This window comes from Parabacteroides sp. merdae-related_45_40, assembly GCF_001915675.1.
Genome location: NZ_MNQY01000119.1, coordinates 1 through 18,632, shown reverse-complemented (window position 1 = coordinate 18,632; position 18,632 = coordinate 1). Strand labels below are relative to the sequence as shown.

General features: G+C 47.6%; 20 protein-coding genes. 6 read left to right on the top strand and 14 right to left on the bottom strand.

Features of this window, described 5'->3' with window-relative positions; all coding sequences use genetic code 11:
- Positions 1-62 precede the first annotated feature (62 nt).
- Together BHV83_RS15875 and BHV83_RS15870 are read left to right on the top strand one after the other, a co-directional pair.
- Positions 63-563 (top strand): glucosaminidase domain-containing protein, encoded by a 501-nt coding sequence (locus BHV83_RS15875; RefSeq protein ID WP_005634233.1) that lies wholly within the window; start codon positions 63-65, stop codon positions 561-563.
- A 15-nt stretch (positions 564-578) separates the two neighbouring features.
- Positions 579-926: a hypothetical protein gene (locus BHV83_RS15870; RefSeq protein WP_022322919.1), complete on the top strand. Its 348-nt coding sequence runs from the start codon at positions 579-581 to the stop codon at positions 924-926.
- Positions 927-933: 7 nt separating this feature from the next.
- Here the strand turns inward: BHV83_RS15870 and BHV83_RS15865 are convergent, their stop codons facing one another.
- The 5 genes from BHV83_RS15865 to BHV83_RS15845 form a co-directional block, all read right to left on the bottom strand.
- Entirely contained in the window at positions 934-1,263 is a 330-nt protein-coding gene (locus tag BHV83_RS15865) for a T9SS type A sorting domain-containing protein (protein WP_036657975.1), read from the bottom strand.
- Between the two features lie 126 nt (positions 1,264-1,389).
- On the bottom strand, positions 1,390-2,304 hold the full coding sequence (locus tag BHV83_RS15860; protein ID WP_039849703.1) for a ribonuclease Z: 915 nt from the start codon (positions 2,302-2,304) through the stop codon (positions 1,390-1,392).
- A gap of 283 nt (positions 2,305-2,587) precedes the next feature.
- Complete coding sequence (locus BHV83_RS15855; RefSeq protein ID WP_122342571.1) at positions 2,588-3,742, bottom strand: cytochrome d ubiquinol oxidase subunit II; 1,155 nt, start codon at positions 3,740-3,742, stop codon at positions 2,588-2,590.
- Positions 3,743-3,775: 33 nt separating this feature from the next.
- Positions 3,776-5,326 (bottom strand): cytochrome ubiquinol oxidase subunit I, encoded by a 1,551-nt coding sequence (locus BHV83_RS15850; protein WP_122131632.1) that lies wholly within the window; start codon positions 5,324-5,326, stop codon positions 3,776-3,778.
- 12 nt (positions 5,327-5,338) lie between these two features.
- Positions 5,339-5,566, bottom strand: a complete 228-nt coding sequence (locus BHV83_RS15845; protein WP_036723905.1) for a DUF4492 domain-containing protein — start codon at positions 5,564-5,566, stop codon at positions 5,339-5,341.
- Positions 5,567-5,853: 287 nt separating this feature from the next.
- On the opposite strand from BHV83_RS15845, the gene BHV83_RS15840 reads away from it, so the two are divergent.
- Together BHV83_RS15840 and BHV83_RS15835 are read left to right on the top strand one after the other, a co-directional pair.
- Positions 5,854-7,326: a glycoside 3-dehydrogenase gene (locus BHV83_RS15840; RefSeq protein WP_005634249.1), complete on the top strand. Its 1,473-nt coding sequence runs from the start codon at positions 5,854-5,856 to the stop codon at positions 7,324-7,326.
- 23 nt (positions 7,327-7,349) lie between these two features.
- Entirely contained in the window at positions 7,350-8,204 is an 855-nt protein-coding gene (locus tag BHV83_RS15835; protein ID WP_005634251.1) for a 3-keto-disaccharide hydrolase, read from the top strand.
- A gap of 89 nt (positions 8,205-8,293) precedes the next feature.
- On the opposite strand, the gene BHV83_RS15830 is transcribed toward BHV83_RS15835, so the two are convergent.
- The 8 genes from BHV83_RS15830 to BHV83_RS15795 form a co-directional block, all read right to left on the bottom strand.
- A complete protein-coding gene (locus tag BHV83_RS15830) occupies positions 8,294-9,433 on the bottom strand; it encodes a hypothetical protein (RefSeq protein ID WP_022322923.1) in 1,140 nt (379 codons plus the stop codon).
- 36 nt (positions 9,434-9,469) lie between these two features.
- The gene (locus tag BHV83_RS15825; protein WP_005644548.1) at positions 9,470-10,021 is read right to left on the bottom strand and encodes a hypothetical protein; all 552 of its coding nucleotides are present in this window, start codon (positions 10,019-10,021) and stop codon (positions 9,470-9,472) included.
- Positions 10,014-10,562 carry an RNA polymerase sigma factor gene (locus BHV83_RS15820; protein WP_022322924.1) on the bottom strand — a complete coding sequence of 183 codons (549 nt, stop codon included), beginning with the start codon at positions 10,560-10,562 and terminating at the stop codon, positions 10,014-10,016. The genes BHV83_RS15825 and BHV83_RS15820 overlap by 8 nt, the downstream gene beginning before the upstream one ends.
- A gap of 214 nt (positions 10,563-10,776) precedes the next feature.
- Positions 10,777-11,511 (bottom strand): NigD1/NigD2 family lipoprotein, encoded by a 735-nt coding sequence (locus BHV83_RS15815; RefSeq protein ID WP_022322925.1) that lies wholly within the window; start codon positions 11,509-11,511, stop codon positions 10,777-10,779.
- Positions 11,512-11,599: 88 nt separating this feature from the next.
- A complete protein-coding gene (gene lpxB, locus BHV83_RS15810) occupies positions 11,600-12,733 on the bottom strand; it encodes a lipid-A-disaccharide synthase (RefSeq protein WP_005634263.1) in 1,134 nt (377 codons plus the stop codon).
- 111 nt (positions 12,734-12,844) lie between these two features.
- Positions 12,845-13,621 carry a 5'/3'-nucleotidase SurE gene (gene surE, locus BHV83_RS15805; RefSeq protein WP_005634265.1) on the bottom strand — a complete coding sequence of 259 codons (777 nt, stop codon included), beginning with the start codon at positions 13,619-13,621 and terminating at the stop codon, positions 12,845-12,847.
- 126 nt (positions 13,622-13,747) lie between these two features.
- On the bottom strand, positions 13,748-14,479 hold the full coding sequence (gene rprY / locus BHV83_RS15800) for a response regulator transcription factor RprY (protein WP_005634267.1): 732 nt from the start codon (positions 14,477-14,479) through the stop codon (positions 13,748-13,750).
- Positions 14,480-14,481: 2 nt separating this feature from the next.
- Positions 14,482-16,035 (bottom strand): sensor histidine kinase, encoded by a 1,554-nt coding sequence (locus BHV83_RS15795; protein WP_005634269.1) that lies wholly within the window; start codon positions 16,033-16,035, stop codon positions 14,482-14,484.
- Positions 16,036-16,350: 315 nt separating this feature from the next.
- Here BHV83_RS15795 and glsA point away from each other — a divergent pair, with 315 nt between their 5' ends.
- Together glsA and glsB are read left to right on the top strand one after the other, a co-directional pair.
- Positions 16,351-17,175 (top strand): lyso-glycine lipid O-acyltransferase GlsA, encoded by an 825-nt coding sequence (gene glsA / locus BHV83_RS15790; protein ID WP_286757738.1) that lies wholly within the window; start codon positions 16,351-16,353, stop codon positions 17,173-17,175.
- Between the two features lie 13 nt (positions 17,176-17,188).
- Positions 17,189-18,154, top strand: coding sequence for a glycine N(alpha)-acyltransferase GlsB (glsB, locus tag BHV83_RS15785; RefSeq protein ID WP_005634273.1), 966 nt, complete (start codon positions 17,189-17,191; stop codon positions 18,152-18,154).
- An 85-nt stretch (positions 18,155-18,239) separates the two neighbouring features.
- Here the strand turns inward: glsB and BHV83_RS15780 are convergent.
- The coding region (locus BHV83_RS15780) for a DUF3109 family protein (protein ID WP_286757737.1) at positions 18,240-18,632 on the bottom strand (393 nt) is incomplete at its 5' end.

Here is an 18,632-nt window from a genome sequence, read left to right as displayed (position 1 = left end):
TTGATTATAATATGTAAATATAGTCATTATCAATCTGAAATACAAATAAATACCGATATATAATGGATAAAAAGATCAACTTTTTACATACTTGCCGGGAGGCTGCCGCCGAAGCGGAAAAGCTGTTCGGCATGAACGCCAGGATCATCCTCGCACAGGGTGCGCTCGAAAGCGGATGGGGAACCTCCATGCTTGCGACGGAACATCATAATTTCTTCGGACTGATGGGGTACGGCGCTTCCAACGCGTATTGGCACGGACAGCGGGCCACGTTCGAGACGGCCTACGGCACGCACCATTTCAGGCATTACGAAGCCACACACCTCTCTTTCCTCGACTTCGCCCGCCTGATCCGTTCCGCCTATCCCCGCGCCTACCATTTCAGCTTCCAGCCCGAAGCCTACGCCAAGGAGATCGCCTACAGCCCCTACATCAGCGAACAAAACGGTGACAACCGCGACCTCTACCGCCGCAACATCATCGCGCTCGAAGCAGAGATCGGGAAACAACTGGAACTGTTTCAATGGACAATGAACAATGGACAATTAAATCATAAATCATAATTCATAAATCCCATCATGAACAAACTAAAACAAATCCTTGAATTTATCAGAGCCTTGTTGGGCTTCTTGTTGAACCTGAAAAAGAAGAAAACGGATGAGAAGAATGAAAAGCCGCCTCGCCCGATACCGGGCAAGTTGCCGGACGATGTGCCGGACGATACGCCTTCGGACAGCATTGGCATTGTATCTGGCCGCCCTCGGGATAATGGCCCTGTGGGCGGACCGTTCGGAGGTGGTGCTGGGATGTATAGGAGCCCTCTTGACACTCTCGGAGTACGGACAAACGGCACGGGACAAGCCTCCTCCTTCGTGGGATGGGCGCTGATTGCATACGCGACGGGGATGTCTTTATGGGGAGCCTGAACGGGTGTTAGCGGATGGACACTTTACGGACCGTGTCGCCGATGCGGACGATGTAGTAACCCTTGGCAAGGTCCACCGTATATTCGCCGGAGGGTTGCTTCATCGGTATCTCTTTCACCCGGATGCCTACCACGCTGTAGACTTCGAGCTTGCTACCGGCCGGAGCATTCTCGACGACGATCTTGTTATCATAGGCGCTGATCTCAACCGAATCCGGTTCTTTGTCTTTGGCGACGGTCGTCCGGGACACGGTCGTATTCGCTTGTTGTGCCATCACCTCAAGCGGACAACCGGCCCATGCAGCCAGCAACAAAACGAATGTAATCAATACCTTCATATACCAAACCCTAAGATCGTACAAATGTAGGAATATTTTTTGGGATAATACACAAAGTTCTGTATTATTAATGATCGATGGCCATTCCATGTTTCGACACACCTTCCTGCGGCACCTCTTTTTCGATTAAACCGGTATCACCGTTCCTTCATTTCCCAATATCGTGCCGGGGAATACCGCTTCGGCTTCCCGGTGAAGTTCGGACAGGTCTTCGTAGCGGGCGGAATAGTGACCGATGACGAGGCGTTTCACATGGGCATCACGGGCGATCTCCGCTGCCTGACGTGCGGTGGAATGGAAGGTTTCTTTGGCACGGGCGAGATCGCATTCGGCAAAAGTCGCTTCATGATAGAGCAGGTCCGCCCCTTCGATAATCGGGATGATCGAGCGGTTATAGGCCGTATCGGAACAGAACGCATAACGCTTGGGAGGAGTAGCCGGACGCGTCAGGCGGGAATTGGGAACGACCTCGCCTTCGGGCGTGACATAGTCCTGCCCCTGCTTGATATCTTTCATGCAACGGACGGGAACCTGATAGAAATCCGTCATCTCGCGGATGATATGCGCCTCCTTCGGTTTCTCGGCAAAGAGATAGCCGCAGGTGGGAATCCGGTGCTTCAGCGGGATGGAGTAGACCGACAGCGAACGGTCTTCCATCACCAACGAATGGCTGCGGGTATCGACAGGATTGAAACGCACTTCGAACTCCATGCCCCGGCAGAACAAATCCATCACGGGACGCAGGTAAGTCTCGACCTCCTTCGGACCGTGCACGACCAGCTCGCCGGTGCGTCCCAGCATGCCGAGTGTGGAGATCAGTCCCGGCAGACCGAAGCAGTGGTCGCCATGCAAATGCGAGATGAAGATATGGGCGAGACGGCCGAAACGGACGCGCATCCGCCGCATCTGCACTTGGGTACCTTCCCCACAATCAATCATATACAATTTGTCTCGTAAATCTACGATCTGTGATGTTGCCAGATGCCGCGTGGTAGGTAACGCCGAACCGCATCCCAATATGTTTATGTTAAATTCTGCCATAAGGTCCTTCGGATAATTCGGGTGTAAAGATAATACAAAAGCATTGGCGTACTGTGAAAAATAACAAAAAAAGCGGGGAGATTGTTCCGAGGGTCACAGGTATTCCATATATTTGTTTGCTGTCCTTATGGAAGCTATTTAGAGTCAGTAGAAAAGACTTAAGATATTTTCATCTAAGCCTTAACTAACTTTTTCTTTTTGTTTAAAACGGTTAAATGTAGAAACGGCCAAGCGTGAGCTTCGCCGTTTCCTTTGTTTTATGGGACCAGCCTGTAGCATCGCATCAATAGGCATGCGTGTCTTTCTCCTGCATTTCCTCCCCGCTGATCTTCCGCAGATCCAACGCACGCCAGGCATAGAAAATATAGCCTAAGACGAAAGGCACGAGGATGGAGACATAACTCATCACTTCCAATGTGAACGGACTGGAGCAACTGTTGGCGATCGTCAGCGAACTTTGCAGGTCGGCTACCGAAGGATAATAAGCCGTATTGTTCCAACCGGCGCAAAGCAGCAGCGCCAGCACCGTGAGTACCGTGCCTGTCCCGCAGAACCAGATGCCCTTTTTCCATGTCCCTGACAAGATCGTACGGGCAATGCCATACAAGACACCGGCCACGCCCGCCAACAGCACGACCGATACGGCAGGCATCTCGACCAGGTTCATAAAGTATTTATAGGGCTGCATATACACCTCTTTTGTCTCCGGATCGACAGCAAACCCGTCGGCAAGCAACAGATGCACCAGGAAGACAAGGAAGAAGACAAGGAACAGCACCGTCTCGATCAGCAAATGCTTGCGGCTGCGTTTCACAATCTCGGCATCGTCGATATTGTTGATGAAATAAAGCAATGCCTGGATGCGTGCCAGGAAGAACACCGCCAGTCCGAGACATACGTTCCAGAACACGAAAGCAGCCTCAAGTCCGTGCCAGGGGGTCGCCCAGGTGGAGATCACCGGCATCGCGACATCGGTCAGCTGTCCTTTGTTGACGACAAACTCGGCTCCGCTAAAAAACGTACCGACAGCCGTACCCAACAGGATCGGGCCCAAGATGCCGTTCAACAGCAGGAATACCTGATACGTCTTTTTGCCCAGGAGATTCCCCTTCTTCGACTGGTATTCATACGATACGGCCTGCAGAACGAAGCAAGCCAGTATCAGCATCCACACCCAGTAGGCTCCGCCGAAACTGGTCGAATAGAATAACGGGAAAGAGGCGAAGAACGCACCTCCGAAAGTGACCAGGGTCGTAAACGTAAACTCCCATTTGCGTCCGGTCGAGTTCAGCAACATCTTTTGTTGCAATTCTGTTTTGCCGATCGTGAAAAGCAAGGACTGTCCGCCTTGTACGAAAAGCAGGAAAACCAATAGCGCTCCTAAGAGGGAAACAAGGAACCACCAGTAATGCTGTAACAATATATATGTACTATCCATAACACTCATTTCTTAATTCTTAATTCATAATTCTTAATTCACCGAAGGTCCTTTCTTGATCGCCTTCACCATAATACCGATCTCCGCGATAAGCAGGACGGTAAAGAGAAACAGGAAGACGAAGAAGGTCGTCTGTACCGATGAAGTGGCCAGCTTGGACACGGATGCGCCTGTCGGCAGGATGTCCTGGATAGCCCACGGCTGACGTCCCACTTCGGCCACGATCCACCCCGCCTGCCCGGCGATGTAGGCCAGAGGAATCGTCCACAGGCTCGCCCATTGCAACCAGCGGGCATCGGCAAACTTGTTCTTTTTGCTCCAGATCAAAGCAACGATGAATAGCAGAATAAAATATCCGCCCAGGAGCACCATGACGCGGAATGAATAGAAAGTGAGGCCGACATGAGGAACCAGGTCGGCAGGATCTTTAATGTACCCGTATCCGAAATAAGCGAAGTTCTCGTCCAACAGGCTACGGGCTTGCTCCGCAGCCACCTGGTCTTTGTCCTTTACCGCCTTGCGATAATCAGCAAGAGCTTGGATGGCAATCCTCCCCTTCTCGATCTTCTCGGCAGCAGAAAGGGCAACCGTTCCTTTATTGGTCGTATAACCGCCTTCTATCAGGTTGACGATGCCGGGAACGTATGCATCTACATCGCGTTCGGCAAGGAAGGAGAGCAGTTTCGGAATCTTGATATCGAAGATGAAAGGATTTACATTATCTTTATAACTCGTCTTGTCGGGATTCAGCAGGCCGATGGCAACCAGACCTGTTCCGTTGCCCCCTTCGTACAAGCCCTCCATCGCAGCCAACTTCATCGGCTGTTTCTGGGCGACCTGGTAAGCCGAACCATCACCCGTCCATACAATAAGTATGGAAGCGACCAGTCCGAAAATCGCACCGACCTTGATGCTTTCGAGCGAGAACTCCGTCTCCCGCTTTTTCAACAGATACCAACTGCTGACACCCATCACGAAGACGGCTCCCACGATCCATCCGGAAAGTACGGTATGGAAGAATTTGTTGATGGCGACAGGAGATAAGGCCACCGCCCAGAAATCGAACATCTCGTTGCGCACAGTGTCCGGATTAAAATGCATACCTACCGGATATTGCATCCACGCATTGGCGATCAGGATCCAAAGGGCGGAAAGAGTTGCTCCTATGATCGTCAGCCAGGTGGAAGCCAAGTGGAAGCGTTTGCTCACCTTGTCCCAACCGAAAAACATCACGGCTATAAAAGTCGCTTCCATAAAGAACGCCAGAATTCCTTCGATAGCAAGGGGAGCTCCGAAGATGTCTCCTACAAACCAACTGTAGTTAGACCAGTTCGTTCCGAATTCGAATTCGAGGATCAGCCCGGTGGCAACACCGATAGCGAAGTTAATACCAAACAGTTTCATCCAGAACTGCGCTGTCTTTTTCCAGAACTCGTTACCTGTTTTGTAATAGATGGTCTCCATGATGGCCTGTATAACGCCGAGCCCCAGTGTCAGGGGCACGAACAGCCAATGATACATGGCAGTGAGAGCGAATTGCGCTCTTGACCAGTCAATCAAAGATGTGTCAATGCTTGCGATCATAAATTATATAATTTAAGGAGTAATTGCTCTATTGATCAATTCACCCGAAACGTGTTCTTCCTTAGCCGAATCTCCATCCAACTTTCCTAAATAATTAGGAAAGAAAAACAGTTTTAAGATAAAAAACATGATGAAGAGCTTGACCAATATGATTAGCCACAACGTCTTACCCAGCTTCATTTCGCGAAATCCTTCCAGATAAAAATGATATATTCGTATGTATACAGGCTCCCTTTTCATATCGGTATCGTACTTTAATAACAAGAGATTGGATGAATAAGTTTTCTTTCTATACAAATATAGGGAAAGCGTCAAAATGTTTTCCCCTAAAAGCATAGATATTATTTATGGAAAAATAGACTTTATCTATAACCTCTGTTAAAAAAAACTATTTTAAAGAAGAAAGCCGAAAGGAAGACTTGCCGTTACTTCTGCATTGGCTATATTTGTGCCAGTTTGTGTTTTTATAAGACAAGAAATCACATCGAATATTATAATTAAGTGCTAATCTATAAAAAATTATTACTATGTCGAACATTTCAAGAAGATCATTTCTTCAAAGAGGAGCCGCAGCTGCTGCAGCTTTCTCAATCGTTCCGGGTTCCATCCTGGGAAAATCTCACGGATATGTAGCTCCGACTGATAAGTTGAACATTGCCGCTGTCGGTATCGGCGGTATGGGACATGCCAACATTAATAATGTAAAGAACACAGAAAATATCGTAGCACTCTGCGATGTTGACTGGAAGTATGCAAAAGGCACTTTTGAAGAACATCCGAATGCAAAAAAATATTGGGATTATCGTAAGATGTATGACGAAATGGGTAAATCCATCGATGCTGTCATCATCGCAACTGCCGATCATACTCATGCCATGATCACGGCTGATGCCATGACATTAGGCAAACACGTATACTGTCAAAAACCGTTGACCCATTCAGTATACGAATCTCGTTTGCTGACCAAGCTGGCAGCTTCTACTAATGTAGCAACCCAGATGGGTAACCAAGGTTCTTCTGCTGAAGGAACCGACTTGGTTTGCGAATGGATCTGGAACGGTGAAATCGGTGACATCACAAAAGTAGAATGTGCTACAGACCGTCCTATCTGGCCGCAGGGTTTGAATACTCCGGAAAAAGCAGACAAGATTCCTTCTACCCTGAACTGGGATTTGTTTACCGGTCCGGCAGAATTGAAACCGTTCAACAAAATCTACCACCCTTGGAACTGGCGCGGATGGTGGACATACGGTACAGGAGCCTTAGGCGATATGGCCTGCCACATTATGCACACTGCATTTAAAGCATTGAAATTAGGCTATCCTACAAGCGTTGAAGCCTCCTCTACCCTATTGCTCCGTGATTGCGCGCCTAACGCACAGCACGTTAAATTCATTTTCCCGGCTCGTGAAAACATGCCAAAACTGGCTATGCCGGAAGTAGAAGTGCACTGGTATGACGGCGGTATGATGCCGAACCGCCCGGAAGGCTTCCCTGAGGGTAAAGAACTGATGGGTCCTGGTGGTGGTTTGACAATCTTCCACGGAACAAAAGATACGTTGGTTTGCGGTTGCTACGGCCAACAACCGTTCTTGCTGTCCGGTCGTGTTCCTAACGCACCAAAAGTATGCCGTCGCGTCAAGAACCATGAAATGGACTGGGTTCGTGCTTGTAAAGAAAGTGCATCTAACCGCGTACAGACAAAATCAAACTTCTTGGAAGCTGGTCCGTTCAACGAAATGATCGTGATGGGGGTATTGGCAGTCCGCCTGCAAGGTTTGCACCGTACATTGAAATGGGACGGCAACAACATGCAGTTCACCAACATCGGCGATAACGAAATGATCAAGACTTGTATCAAGGATGGTTTCACAATCAAGGACGGACACCCGTCATTTGCAAAAGACTGGACAGATCCTGTCAATGCAAAACAGTATGCTGCCGAAATGATCAAGCATAACTATCGTCAGGGCTGGAAGTTGCCTGATATGCCGAGATAATTAGTTTTAAACAAATAAATAGAATGAAAAAGTCAGTATTATTAGCAAGTGCCGCAATTATGATGTGTTATTTCACATCTTGTAGCGGTGGTAAAAAAACAGAAGAAGCTGCTGCTCCTGCAGAAGAGGCAAAGACAGAAGCTGCCGTTCCTGAATACAAACTCATGAACGATCTGCCTACTGTCGACCTGTCTACTTTCCCGAAAGATGCCGATGGCAAAGTCACTTTGTTCGACGGTAAATCTTTCAATGGATGGAGAGGCTACGGCCGTACGGATGTGCCTGCTGCCTGGGAAGTGGTAGACGGTACGATCCATATCAAAGGATCCGGTGCAGGTGAAGCTGGTGCTAAAGATGGTGGCGACTTGGTTTTCGCTCACAAATTCAAAAACTATGAATTTGAATTCGAATGGAAAGTAGGTAAAGGTTCAAACTCCGGCGTACTGTATATGATCCAGGAAGTCGAAGGACAGCCTTCTTATATCTCTGCTCCTGAATATCAGGTACTCGACAATGCAAACCATCCGGACGCCAAGTTGGGTAAAGACGGCAACCGCCAGTCTGCTTCCCTGTATGACATGATCCCGGCTAAGCCTCAGAACTCTAAACCGTTCGGCGAATGGAACAAAGGCAAGATCATGTGCTACAAAGGTACGGTAGTTCACTATCAGAACGATGAACCGGTTGTTGAATATCATTTGTGGACACAGCAGTGGAAGGAAATGTTGGATAACAGCAAATTCAGCAAAGACAAATGGCCGTTGGCTTACGAACTGTTGCTGAACTGCGGTGGTGAAAACAAAGAAGGTTTCATCGGTTTCCAGGACCACGGAGACGACGTTTGGTATCGTAACATCACTATCAAAGAACTTGACTAAGCAGTCGTTCCTTTTATCAAAATAAGAAAGCCCCGGTATCCAAGCGATACCGGGGCTTCTTTCATTTGTCCGATACAGGGCGGCAGGGATTATTTTGCCATCACCTTTATGTTGCTATAACTGTTTCCTTCGAAATTGATACGGCCGTTTTTACCGTTGTTGACATCGAGGGTGTAGTTGTTTTTGTTCCTTTGGTCATCGCGGCTATCGAAACCGACCGAGTTTTCGTCCTGGTTACGACGTTGGATATTGAATCCGCCTTGAACCTTGCAATTGCCGTATTTCATATTGTTGGCAACAACACGGAAGGAGGCGTTCACATCGATATAAATGTTCAGATTACCGTAGCGGGCATCCACATTGACCTTGTCGAAGTTGCTGGCAAGATCCTTGATGGTAAGCGTGCTGTAGCTCAGTTCGTCGACGGTGATGCCCTGTTTCAGCTCGTCGATCTTGCAATTTCCGTACTTCAGTTCCATATAGCCGTTGTCCAGCCTGTCAATATGGATGTCGCCGTATTTGGCTTCAGTGTTCATCTTCCGGACATTTCCGAGACTGAGGTTGGAGTACTTGCTGTCGATATTCAGTTGCGAGCCGTTGCGGATAGAGGATTTGCCGCAATAGGCCAGGTCCAAAGTGGCGTTGTCGACATCGGAGATATCCATATTGCCATATTGCACGTCGATGCTGAGAGGTCCCGTGAAATTACCGCCATTGAGATTGCCGTATTTGACATGCAGATCGCATTTTCCCTTATTGTTTTCCGGCATGATGATATTGCCGTACTTCTGTGTCAGGTCGCACGTCAGTTCAGACGGCATATTGACATAGTAGTTGATGGTGAAGGATTCGTTAGAGCCTCCATTCCCGTTTTGCGACCTCAGGCTTGTAACGGCCGAAACCGTATTGCCCATCTTTTCCATCCGTATGTTGACACGGTCGATGATAGCCTGCGCCTTTTCGTCATTACGGGCTTTCGCCTCGATCACGACACGGATGGAGACTTCGCTCTTGCTCCAATGCGTAACCGTAATGTTTCCGTAACGGTTGTCAACTTGCAAGATGTCGTTTTTACCGACATTGAAGCTTTTGTTGATTTCCTTTTTCTTGATGCTTTCCTGTTTGGCAGCCCAACCGGATACGCTGCAAAACAAAACCAGGAGCATCAACAGACCGGCCCGTAAAAAGCAGGATTGTCCCTTCTTGGTGTGTTGATAAGCTGTTTTCATGTGTTGATAAATTGTTTTATGTGTTGATTAACGTGTTTATTGTTTACTATTCCTGTTGAAATCTTCCATACTCTCCATCTGTTTCAACATGATGTTCAGACTTTCCAAGCTGGTGCTGTAATGCAGGTTCATGGCATAAAGGCCGGCATTGGAGCAAGGCAGAGTCGGAAGGACCGTTTCTTCGAACATATAATTGTCTGTCAGGACACGTTTTGTCTCTTTCAAGAGTTCCTCCGCTCCGGGAGTCTGTTGCAGTTTGTACATCGCCTGCATCTGTGAGATGATATCACTCATCTGCATATTGTAGTAGAGACGAAGTTCCTCTATCTCCTCTTTCACCTCGCAGGCATGCTGGCCTGTGACCACCTGCCTTGGCTGAGTAGGCAAAGGCGTGCCACCCGGCAGTTTGAAGAGGAACAGCAGGGCGATGCAAGCTGCCGCGGCAAAAGCGCAAAGGCTATATAACGTAGCCCGGCTTTTGCGCGGAACAGCCAGCTTCTGCTCGAAGCGTTCGAAGTGGCCTTCAGGTAACAGGTCGTCTTCAAATGCTTCCCGGTTCGTGTCTATGAAATTCTTCAGTTTATCCATTTTCTTTATTTGCTGCTATTATGTCCAACAATTTACGCTTTGCCCGGAGATACTGGCTGCGTACGCTCGACGGCCGGATCTTCAGGATAGAGGCAATCTCTTCCATATCATATCCCTCAAAGAGGTAGAGCGAGAGGATCACGCGATAGCCGACCGGCAGTTTCTTGCAGGCTTCCTTCACTTGGGCAACCGAATAACGGATTTCTTCCTCATCCGGCCCGTCGTCGTCGGGTTCGGTGTAGTCATCCGAGAGTTCTTCCCAGTCAGGCGTCTGTCGGCGCACGTAATCAATGGCTGTATGAACAGCTATACGGTGCATCCATGCTTCGAAACATTGTCCATCCCGATACTGGTCCAGGCGGGTGAATATTTTCAGGAAAGAATCCTGCATCGCCTCCTCCGCCTCCGACACGTTACCGACAATACGCAGACAGGCGACATACAGCCGCTGTGCAAATTGCTTGTAAAGGGCGAGCTGTGCAGTCCGGTTACCACGCCGGCACTCCTCGATCAGATGTACATTTGTTTCTTCCATTTTCATATATATAAACGAAGGCACCCGGAGAAACGTTGCATCTTTCCGGCAAGAAAAAGCAAAAAAGATAGCACATCCCTGAAAAAAATCTATAGCTTTCCAAGAAAAAGCCTATAACCTTTTACATCAAAAGCTATAGGGTACACAAAAAGAAAGGCATCATCCCGATGCCTCTCTCTCTGAACTAAATGATAAAAATAAAAGTTATGTGGGAAGGTTATTATTCTTCTGTATCTCCCGTATCTTTTGATTTGTAATCCAACTCGACGGTATTATAGTCGTTCGAGGCGAAAGATTTATATTTGATCTTCAACTTCACCGTCTTGCCTTCCGTACTCGGCAACTTATCCAGCTTGAAGGACACCAAGCCGGCCGAAGGTCTGAGGGACGAGTCGATATTGCCATAAGCGTTATGACGGAACTCCAATTCATACGGATCGGCACTGTTTGTCTGTACCAGGTTCAGGAAATGCTTGACATTGTCGTTGTAACCTCTTTGAATATAGAAATCGAACGTGATATATCCGTCCTCGATCCACACTCCGTTCTTAGACCAAATGCTACCGCCATTCAAGGCCAGCATGTCCGTTCCGTAATAGGAATCATTTTCCGATCCCAGGTCAGGAGCGATCGGTTTGGTCAGAAGGGTATCCATTCTTAACAATTGAACAGACTGGTCATAGCCTTCAGTCTTCTTCTCGTCGTTCTTATAGACAACGAACGCACGAATTTCTTTCAAATTCTCAGGCACATATGAGTTTGTCGGGAACAGCGTCGTACTGTCGTCGAGCTGCATATAGTAAGAATTATCACTCAATGGTTTTACCGTTACAATAGCCTGGACACTATCTCTCCAAAATTCGCTGTAAGCGTCGTCATCATCCAAACATGAATAAAAAACTGTAGAACCTAACAAGATTCCAACCAATAGCATAAAACTTTTCAACGTCTTCATAACATGTATCTAATTTGTTTATTTTTCTTTCTAAAAAGGAAGATGATAAACACTCTGCAAATGCTGCAAAGACTGTTTACAAAAAATGTTAATGCTTCAGTGATTGATAGATAAGCTCCGCTGTACGCCGAGAAGCGCCCGGTTTTCCAAGCAGGCGGATCATCTCGTCATAGCCGTCGAGCATGCGTCTACGGTAGGCATGATCGTTCAAGACACGTCCTAACTCATCATGTATCTGGTCATACGAAAATCGGACACCGAACAGCTCCTGCACCACTTCGCGTCCGGCTATCAGATTGACCAGCGAAATGTATTTCGTATGGAAGAAATGGCGGAAAATAAAACTTGCCAGCCGGCCGGCCGCGACATAATAACAGACGACTTGCGGCACACGGAAAAGCGATGTCTCAAGCGTAGCCGTCCCCGATGTGACCAACGCCGCATCACTATGACTGAGGAGAGGATAGGTTTTGCCGAACACGATCTTCACATCCGCGTCGCCGATATATTGCCTGTAATATTCCGGTTCCAAGCCGGGAGCACCGGCAATCACAGGCTGGTGGCCCGGATAGGCGGTTGCCACCTTCAGCATGGTCGGAAGGTTGTCTTTGATCTCCTGACGGCGGCTGCCTGCCAACAGCGCCAATACGGGGCGTTCGTCCAACTGTTCGTCCTCACGGAATGTATCAGGTCCGGCCGCCTGTTTCTCCCTATAGCAGGCAACCGAATCGACCGAAGGATTGCCCACATAGTCCACCGGATAGTCGAGATTGCGGAAAAACTCCACTTCGAAAGGCAGGATGCAGAACATCCGGTCCACGTAGCGACGGAAATCCTTGATACGATACTGTTTCCAAGCCCATATCTTAGGTGAAATATAATAGTAGACAGGCAGTCCCAACTGCGTCTTTACATATTTGGCTATCTTCAAATTGAACCCCGGATAATCGATCAGGATCACCACATCGGGCCTGTACTGCCGGATTTCCTCCTGGCAGGCTTTCATGTTGTTCAGGATCGTACGGAGATTGAGCAGTACGGGGATAAAGCCCATGAAAGCCATATCCCTGTAATGTTTCACCAGCGTCCCTCCGACTGCCTGCATAAGATCGCCGCCCAGGAAACGAAAATCCGCTTCGGCATCCTGCTTCTTCAGTGCTGCCATCAGGTTGGAGGCATGCAGATCACCGGAGGCTTCGCCCGCTATTAAAAAATATTTCATATTTTTTCAGTTGAAAGTTGAAAGTTGAGAGTTGAGAGTTGCAAAGATCAAGAGAATAAAGTAAACTGGAACCGGGATAATTTCACGTTATCTATTTCCAACTTTCAATTTTCAACTCTCAACTTTCAACTGATTTTTTAGCACAGCTAAAAAATCATAGTCCGTCACATCTATCTTGCAAGGAACAAGCGAGGCGTAGCCGCTGTCGAGCGCCAACGTGTCGTTGTCGGCATGGATCGGCTTGGCATTCTCGAATGCACCGGCAAGCCAGAAGACAGGTTCGCCCGCTGCGTTTTCCGACCGTTTGAATTCATTGGTCCAGCGCCCGTCCGCCTGCCGGCATACCTTCATCCCTTTTACGTTCGGGACATTGGGAACGTTCAGGTTCAGATAAGTGCCATGCGGCAATCCTTCTTTTATGATCCGCCGTGCAAGCATGCGCCCTAAACGGCAGCTCTCGGCAAAGTCGGCATCCGCACGATGATCCAAGAGCGACACGCCCATCGAAGGAATACCGAACACGCATCCTTCGGCAGCTGCCCCCATCGTACCGGAATACTGGATGCAGATGGCATGATTGCCACCATGATTGATCCCGGAGGCCAACAGGTCAGGCTTGCGCTCCAACACCTCGTTGATGGCCAGTTTCACACAATCGACCGGAGTCCCGGTACAGCTATAAACCGTCAGTCCTTTTTCTTTCCTCACCAATGTATACTTGATCGGCACGAGCGAAGTGATCGCGCTTGCCATTCCCGAACGGGGCCCGTCGGGAGCGAAAACCACAATGTCCCCAAGGTCCCGGAGGCACTCGGTGAGCTCTTTTATCCCCTTGGCTTCAACGCCGTCATCGTTTGTAATCAGAATAAGCGGTCTATCGTTCATCATATCGTTATTTAATTGCACACAAATATAGTGAAAAAGCGCAAAGTAACGCAGACTTATCCTTTATAGATAATGACATCTGCGTTACTCTGCGCTTGTCCGTGTAGTTTGCGTCCTGTTAAGCTCTAATTAAAGAACCTGAATGCCTTCTTCACGGGCTGCTTCTTCTCCGGAAGGAGTGATCAGCTTGTAGCCCTTACCGTGAATGTTGATGATTTCGATTCCCGGATCATCCTTCAACAGCTTGCGAAGTTTCGTGATATATACATCCATGCTACGGGCATTGAAGTAGTTATCGTCTACCCAGATAGTCTTCAGTGCATAATTACGTTCCAATATTTCATTTGCATGTGCACAAAGGAGACTCAGAAGTTCGCATTCCTTAGTTGTCAGCTTCGTAACCTTGTCGCCGATAGCCAGTGTCTGTTTCTGGGTATCGAACAAGAAGTTTCCTAACTTGTAGAAAGGAATATCTTTCATTTTCTTGCCTTTCACGCGGCGAAGGATCGCTTCGATACGGAGCAAGAGCTCTTCCATGCTGAAAGGTTTCGTCAGATAATCATCCGCACCGATTTTGAAACCTTCCAGGATATCTTCCTTCATAGTCTTGGCCGTAAGGAAGATAACAGGGATATCAGGGTTGATAGAACGGATTTCCTGAGCCAGCGTGAAGCCGTCTTTTTTCGGCATCATCACGTCAAGTACGCAAAGGTCATATTTGCCTTTGGTGAAACCTTTGTAACCGGCTTCTCCATCGGAGAAGAGGTCAGTCACATAACCTTTTGCCTGCAAGTATTCTCTTAATAGCATACCCAGGTTTTCGTCGTCTTCGCAAAAGAAGATTTTTAGTTTTTCTTCCATAACTAACTTTTTATAAGAGGTAAAGTAATAATAAATTTTGTTCCTACATTTCCGGTTCCCACTTCGGCACGTATCGTACCTTTATGGTCCTCTACTATTTTACGGACGTAAGCAAGTCCGAGTCCGAACCCTTTCACGTCGTGTACGTTTCCTGTCGGCACGCGGAAGAAGCGGTCGAATACTTTCTTGAGGTATTCTTTCTTGATCCCGATGCCGTTGTCCTCGATCGATATCAACAACTTGCCGTTCTCGTTCCAGGTGCGGCACATCAGTGTCAGCGGCACTTCGAGGCGGCGATACTTCACGGCGTTGTCCAGCAGGTTGAACAGTACGTTCGTGATGTGCATCTCATCCACGTAGATGTCCGAATCTTCCGCCTGCAGGTCGATGTCGATCGTGCCGTCATACTTCTCGACCTTCAGGGCGAATGTATTGGCAACGCTTGCCAGTAAATCGTTCGCATCCACCTCCTTCAGCTTGAGGGCTGCTTTCTGGCGTTCGAACAGCGACATTTGCAGCACCTTTTCCACCAGGAAGCCCAATCGTTTCGTCTCGTCGTTGATCACCCCGGAGATATGCTTGAACACATCGGGGCTCTTCGTGATGTCCGAGTCCTTCAGCATCTGTGCGGCAAGCGAGATGGTCGAAACCGGTGTCTTCAGTTCGTGCGTCATATTGTTGATAAAATCATTCTTCATTTCCGAAAGTCGCTTCTGACGGAACACGATATAAATGGTAAAGATAAACGTTACCAAAAGTATCAGCGAGAAGATGATTGACGGTACGATAAATGTTACAGAACTTGAAATATAATCACCCTTCGTCGGGAAATACACTTTCAGGTAATTCTGCTTCGAAGGAGGATCGTTGGGGAACAGCACCTGTTGAATCACGTCTGATACAGGAGGAATATCCCCGTTCTGATAGACGATCTTTCCGTCTTTGTTAATAACAGCAAAGACGAACGGCAGGTTCAATCCGTTGTTAACAAATTCTGATTTTAAGTAATTATTCAGCTTTTTAAAATCTATCCTTTCTTCGATCGGCTTCAGGTTTGCCGTATGCAAGATATTCAAGATCACTTCGTTAAACAACCCGCTTTGGTACTGGTAACGACGTTTCAGCGTTTGCTGCAAATCTTTTGACGTACTAACGATGCTGTTAGGTACTTTATTGCTGCCCAGCGAAGAAAGCGGTTCAAACTTGCGTGTCCGGATATCGCTATGAAACTCGATATGTTCTACAGTTCCATCGGCATTAGTGAACTGCATCTTGTATTTTTTCTCAGTGATGATCCCACCGCCAAGACTGCTCTGTTCGTTCTGGTATAGGTAATTGTTGGCCTCGTCACGGCTGAGATCTTCTTCCAGATACCGGGCCGTTTCATCAAGCTCCAGATTTTTCGAGACTTGGTGCATCGATCGTTTGACTGTTTCATTGAACTGCTCGCTACTTTTCTTGAGTATGATACTTACATATTTTACTTGCAAAAAAAGCAAACCGGCAAAAGCAAAAGCCATCACCACCGCAAGCAACCAAATCGTAGACTTCCTCATATCAATAAATCTCTCGTTTTAATATCACAAATAACGCGCCTTTTAATTTAATATTTACACAAAAAAGGTAAAAACAGAATGCCTAAAATGTTAAAAATGCATTACCAAAGGATTGCAATTCTCTTTCTATCTATTTTTAAACTAACGCCTTACATCCCTTTCACAGACGTATCATCATATCTTGCACGTTCCGTACTAATTAGTAAGAACAGCTGTACAACATGAATTGTTGTAGCCGACACTTAAAAACTTTTCCCGAAAGCATTGACTTTTAATTATTAACTCTATCTTTGCCTCCCGTAAGAGTTACGTGAAATGATACAAGAAGGTATTACACAGATAGACATCAAACAGGTATTACGGCAAAAGGCGCCTTCGGTTGCCCGTAAGATTCCCGGTTTTATGGTTGACTATCTGATCCGTACTGTTCATCAGGATGAGCTGAACGAGATCCTCCGTCGGTATCACGATAAAGACGGGGTAGCGTTCATGCAGGAGTTGATCGGATATTTTGACTTGAATCTGGAACTGGTAAACGAAGAGAATATTCCTGCCGAAGGGCGGTACATATTCGCTTCCAACCATCCGCTGGGCGGACTGGACGGGATTTGCCTGTCGGCCATTATCGGCGGACGTTTCGACGGGAAGATCCGCTACCTGGTGAACGACCTGCTGCTCTACCTGTCTAACCTGAGGTCGATCTTCGTCCCTATCAACAAACATGGGGCGCAGGGGAAAAAGAACGCCGAACTGATCGAAAAGGCATACGCTTCGGACAACCAGATCATCACATTTCCCGCCGGTTTATGCTCACGCAAACAAAACGGGAAGATACAGGACACCGAATGGAAGAAGTCGTTTATCCAAAAGGCCGTGGAATACCGGCGGGACATCGTACCGGTGTTTTTCGAAGGACGTAACTCCAATTTTTTCTACCGTCTCGCCAACATGCGGAAAGCATTGGGCATAAAGATGAATTACGAAATGATCTACCTGCCCGACGAGATGTTCAAAAGCAAGCACAAGACATACAGCATCCATTTCGGGAAGCCGATTCCTTGGCAAGCTTTCGACAGTAGCCGTAAACCGGCTGAGTGGGCTGAGTGGGTGAAGGAAATCGTCTATAATCTAAAGAAATAATTGATTTTATTATATGCAAGACATCATCAAACCGATTGACCGTGCTCTCCTGAAAGCTGAACTGACCGGGGACAAGAAGCTGAGGAGGACCAACAAATCCAACAATGAGATATACATTATCACAGCCCACGACTCTCCCAACGTGATGCAGGAGATCGGGCGACTCAGGGAAATCGCTTTCCGATATTACGGAGGCGGGACCGGCTTTCCGGTCGATATCGACGAATACGATACGATGGACGACGCTTACCGCCAGCTTATCGTATGGAGCCCTGAAGACGAACAGATTTTAGGCGGCTACCGCTTCCTCTGCGGTTCGGATGTAAAATTCGACAAAGCCGGCAAACCTGTTTTAGCAACTTCCCACCTTTTCAATTTCTCCGATAAGTTCAATAAAGAATATTTACCGTACACGGTCGAGCTGGGCCGTTCGTTCGTAACGCTGGAATACCAGTCGACCCGTAGTGGCAGCGCGAAAGGATTGTTCGTATTGGACAATCTTTGGGATGGCCTGGGGGCTCTTTCCGTGGTGGACCCCAGCTTGCAGTATTACTTCGGGAAGGTAACGATGTATAACACCTACAATTCCGAAGCCCGCAACATGATCCTGTATTTTCTGAACATGCACTTCCCCGACCCGGAGAAACTGATCACTCCGATCTGCCCATTGGAAACAGGCACGGATCCAGAAAAAATGCAGGAGCTTTTCAAGTATGACAACTTCAAGGACAATTATAAGGTCTTGAACCAAGAAGTCCGCAAGTTCGGCATCAATGTGCCGCCGTTGGTCAATGCTTATATGAGCCTCTCCCCTAAGATGCGTGTATTCGGCACCGCTATCAATCATGAGTTCGGGGAGGTGGAAGAGACCGGCATCCTGATCGCCATCAATGAAATTCTCGAAGACAAAAAGAAACGTCATATCGAAACCTATCTGAACGAGGAAGGCAAATCGGCCGACTTGATACGCAATAGTTAAAACGGGATATAAAAACATACGAAGAGCCATGTACGCCAGATGATGCATCATCCGCATACATGGCTCTTTTATGTTTAGCCTTAAATCACTCTTCGTTCTTCTGTTTCTCCCACTCTCCGGCAATCTCCTCAAGAGCCTCGTACCAGTCCTTTCCGAAACGGCGGACCAGCGGTTCCTTCAGAAACTTATAGACCGGGAGTTTTTCTTTCTTACCCAATATCTCTGCGGCTTTGCAGATACTCCAGCGATTGTAATTAACCGCTTCGAACGTGTCGTACTTTTCCACACGTATCGGGTAAAGGTGGCAGGAAACCGGTTTATAGAAAGAGAGCTTACCTTCGCGATAGGCCTTCTCCACCGCACACTTGCAAGTTCCGTCCGCATCATAACAGGTAAAAACACAGTCTTTCCCGTTTACGATAGAAGTCACTAAGTCTCCCTCTTCATCAATATAGGCAACGCCTTGTTTCTTGATGAT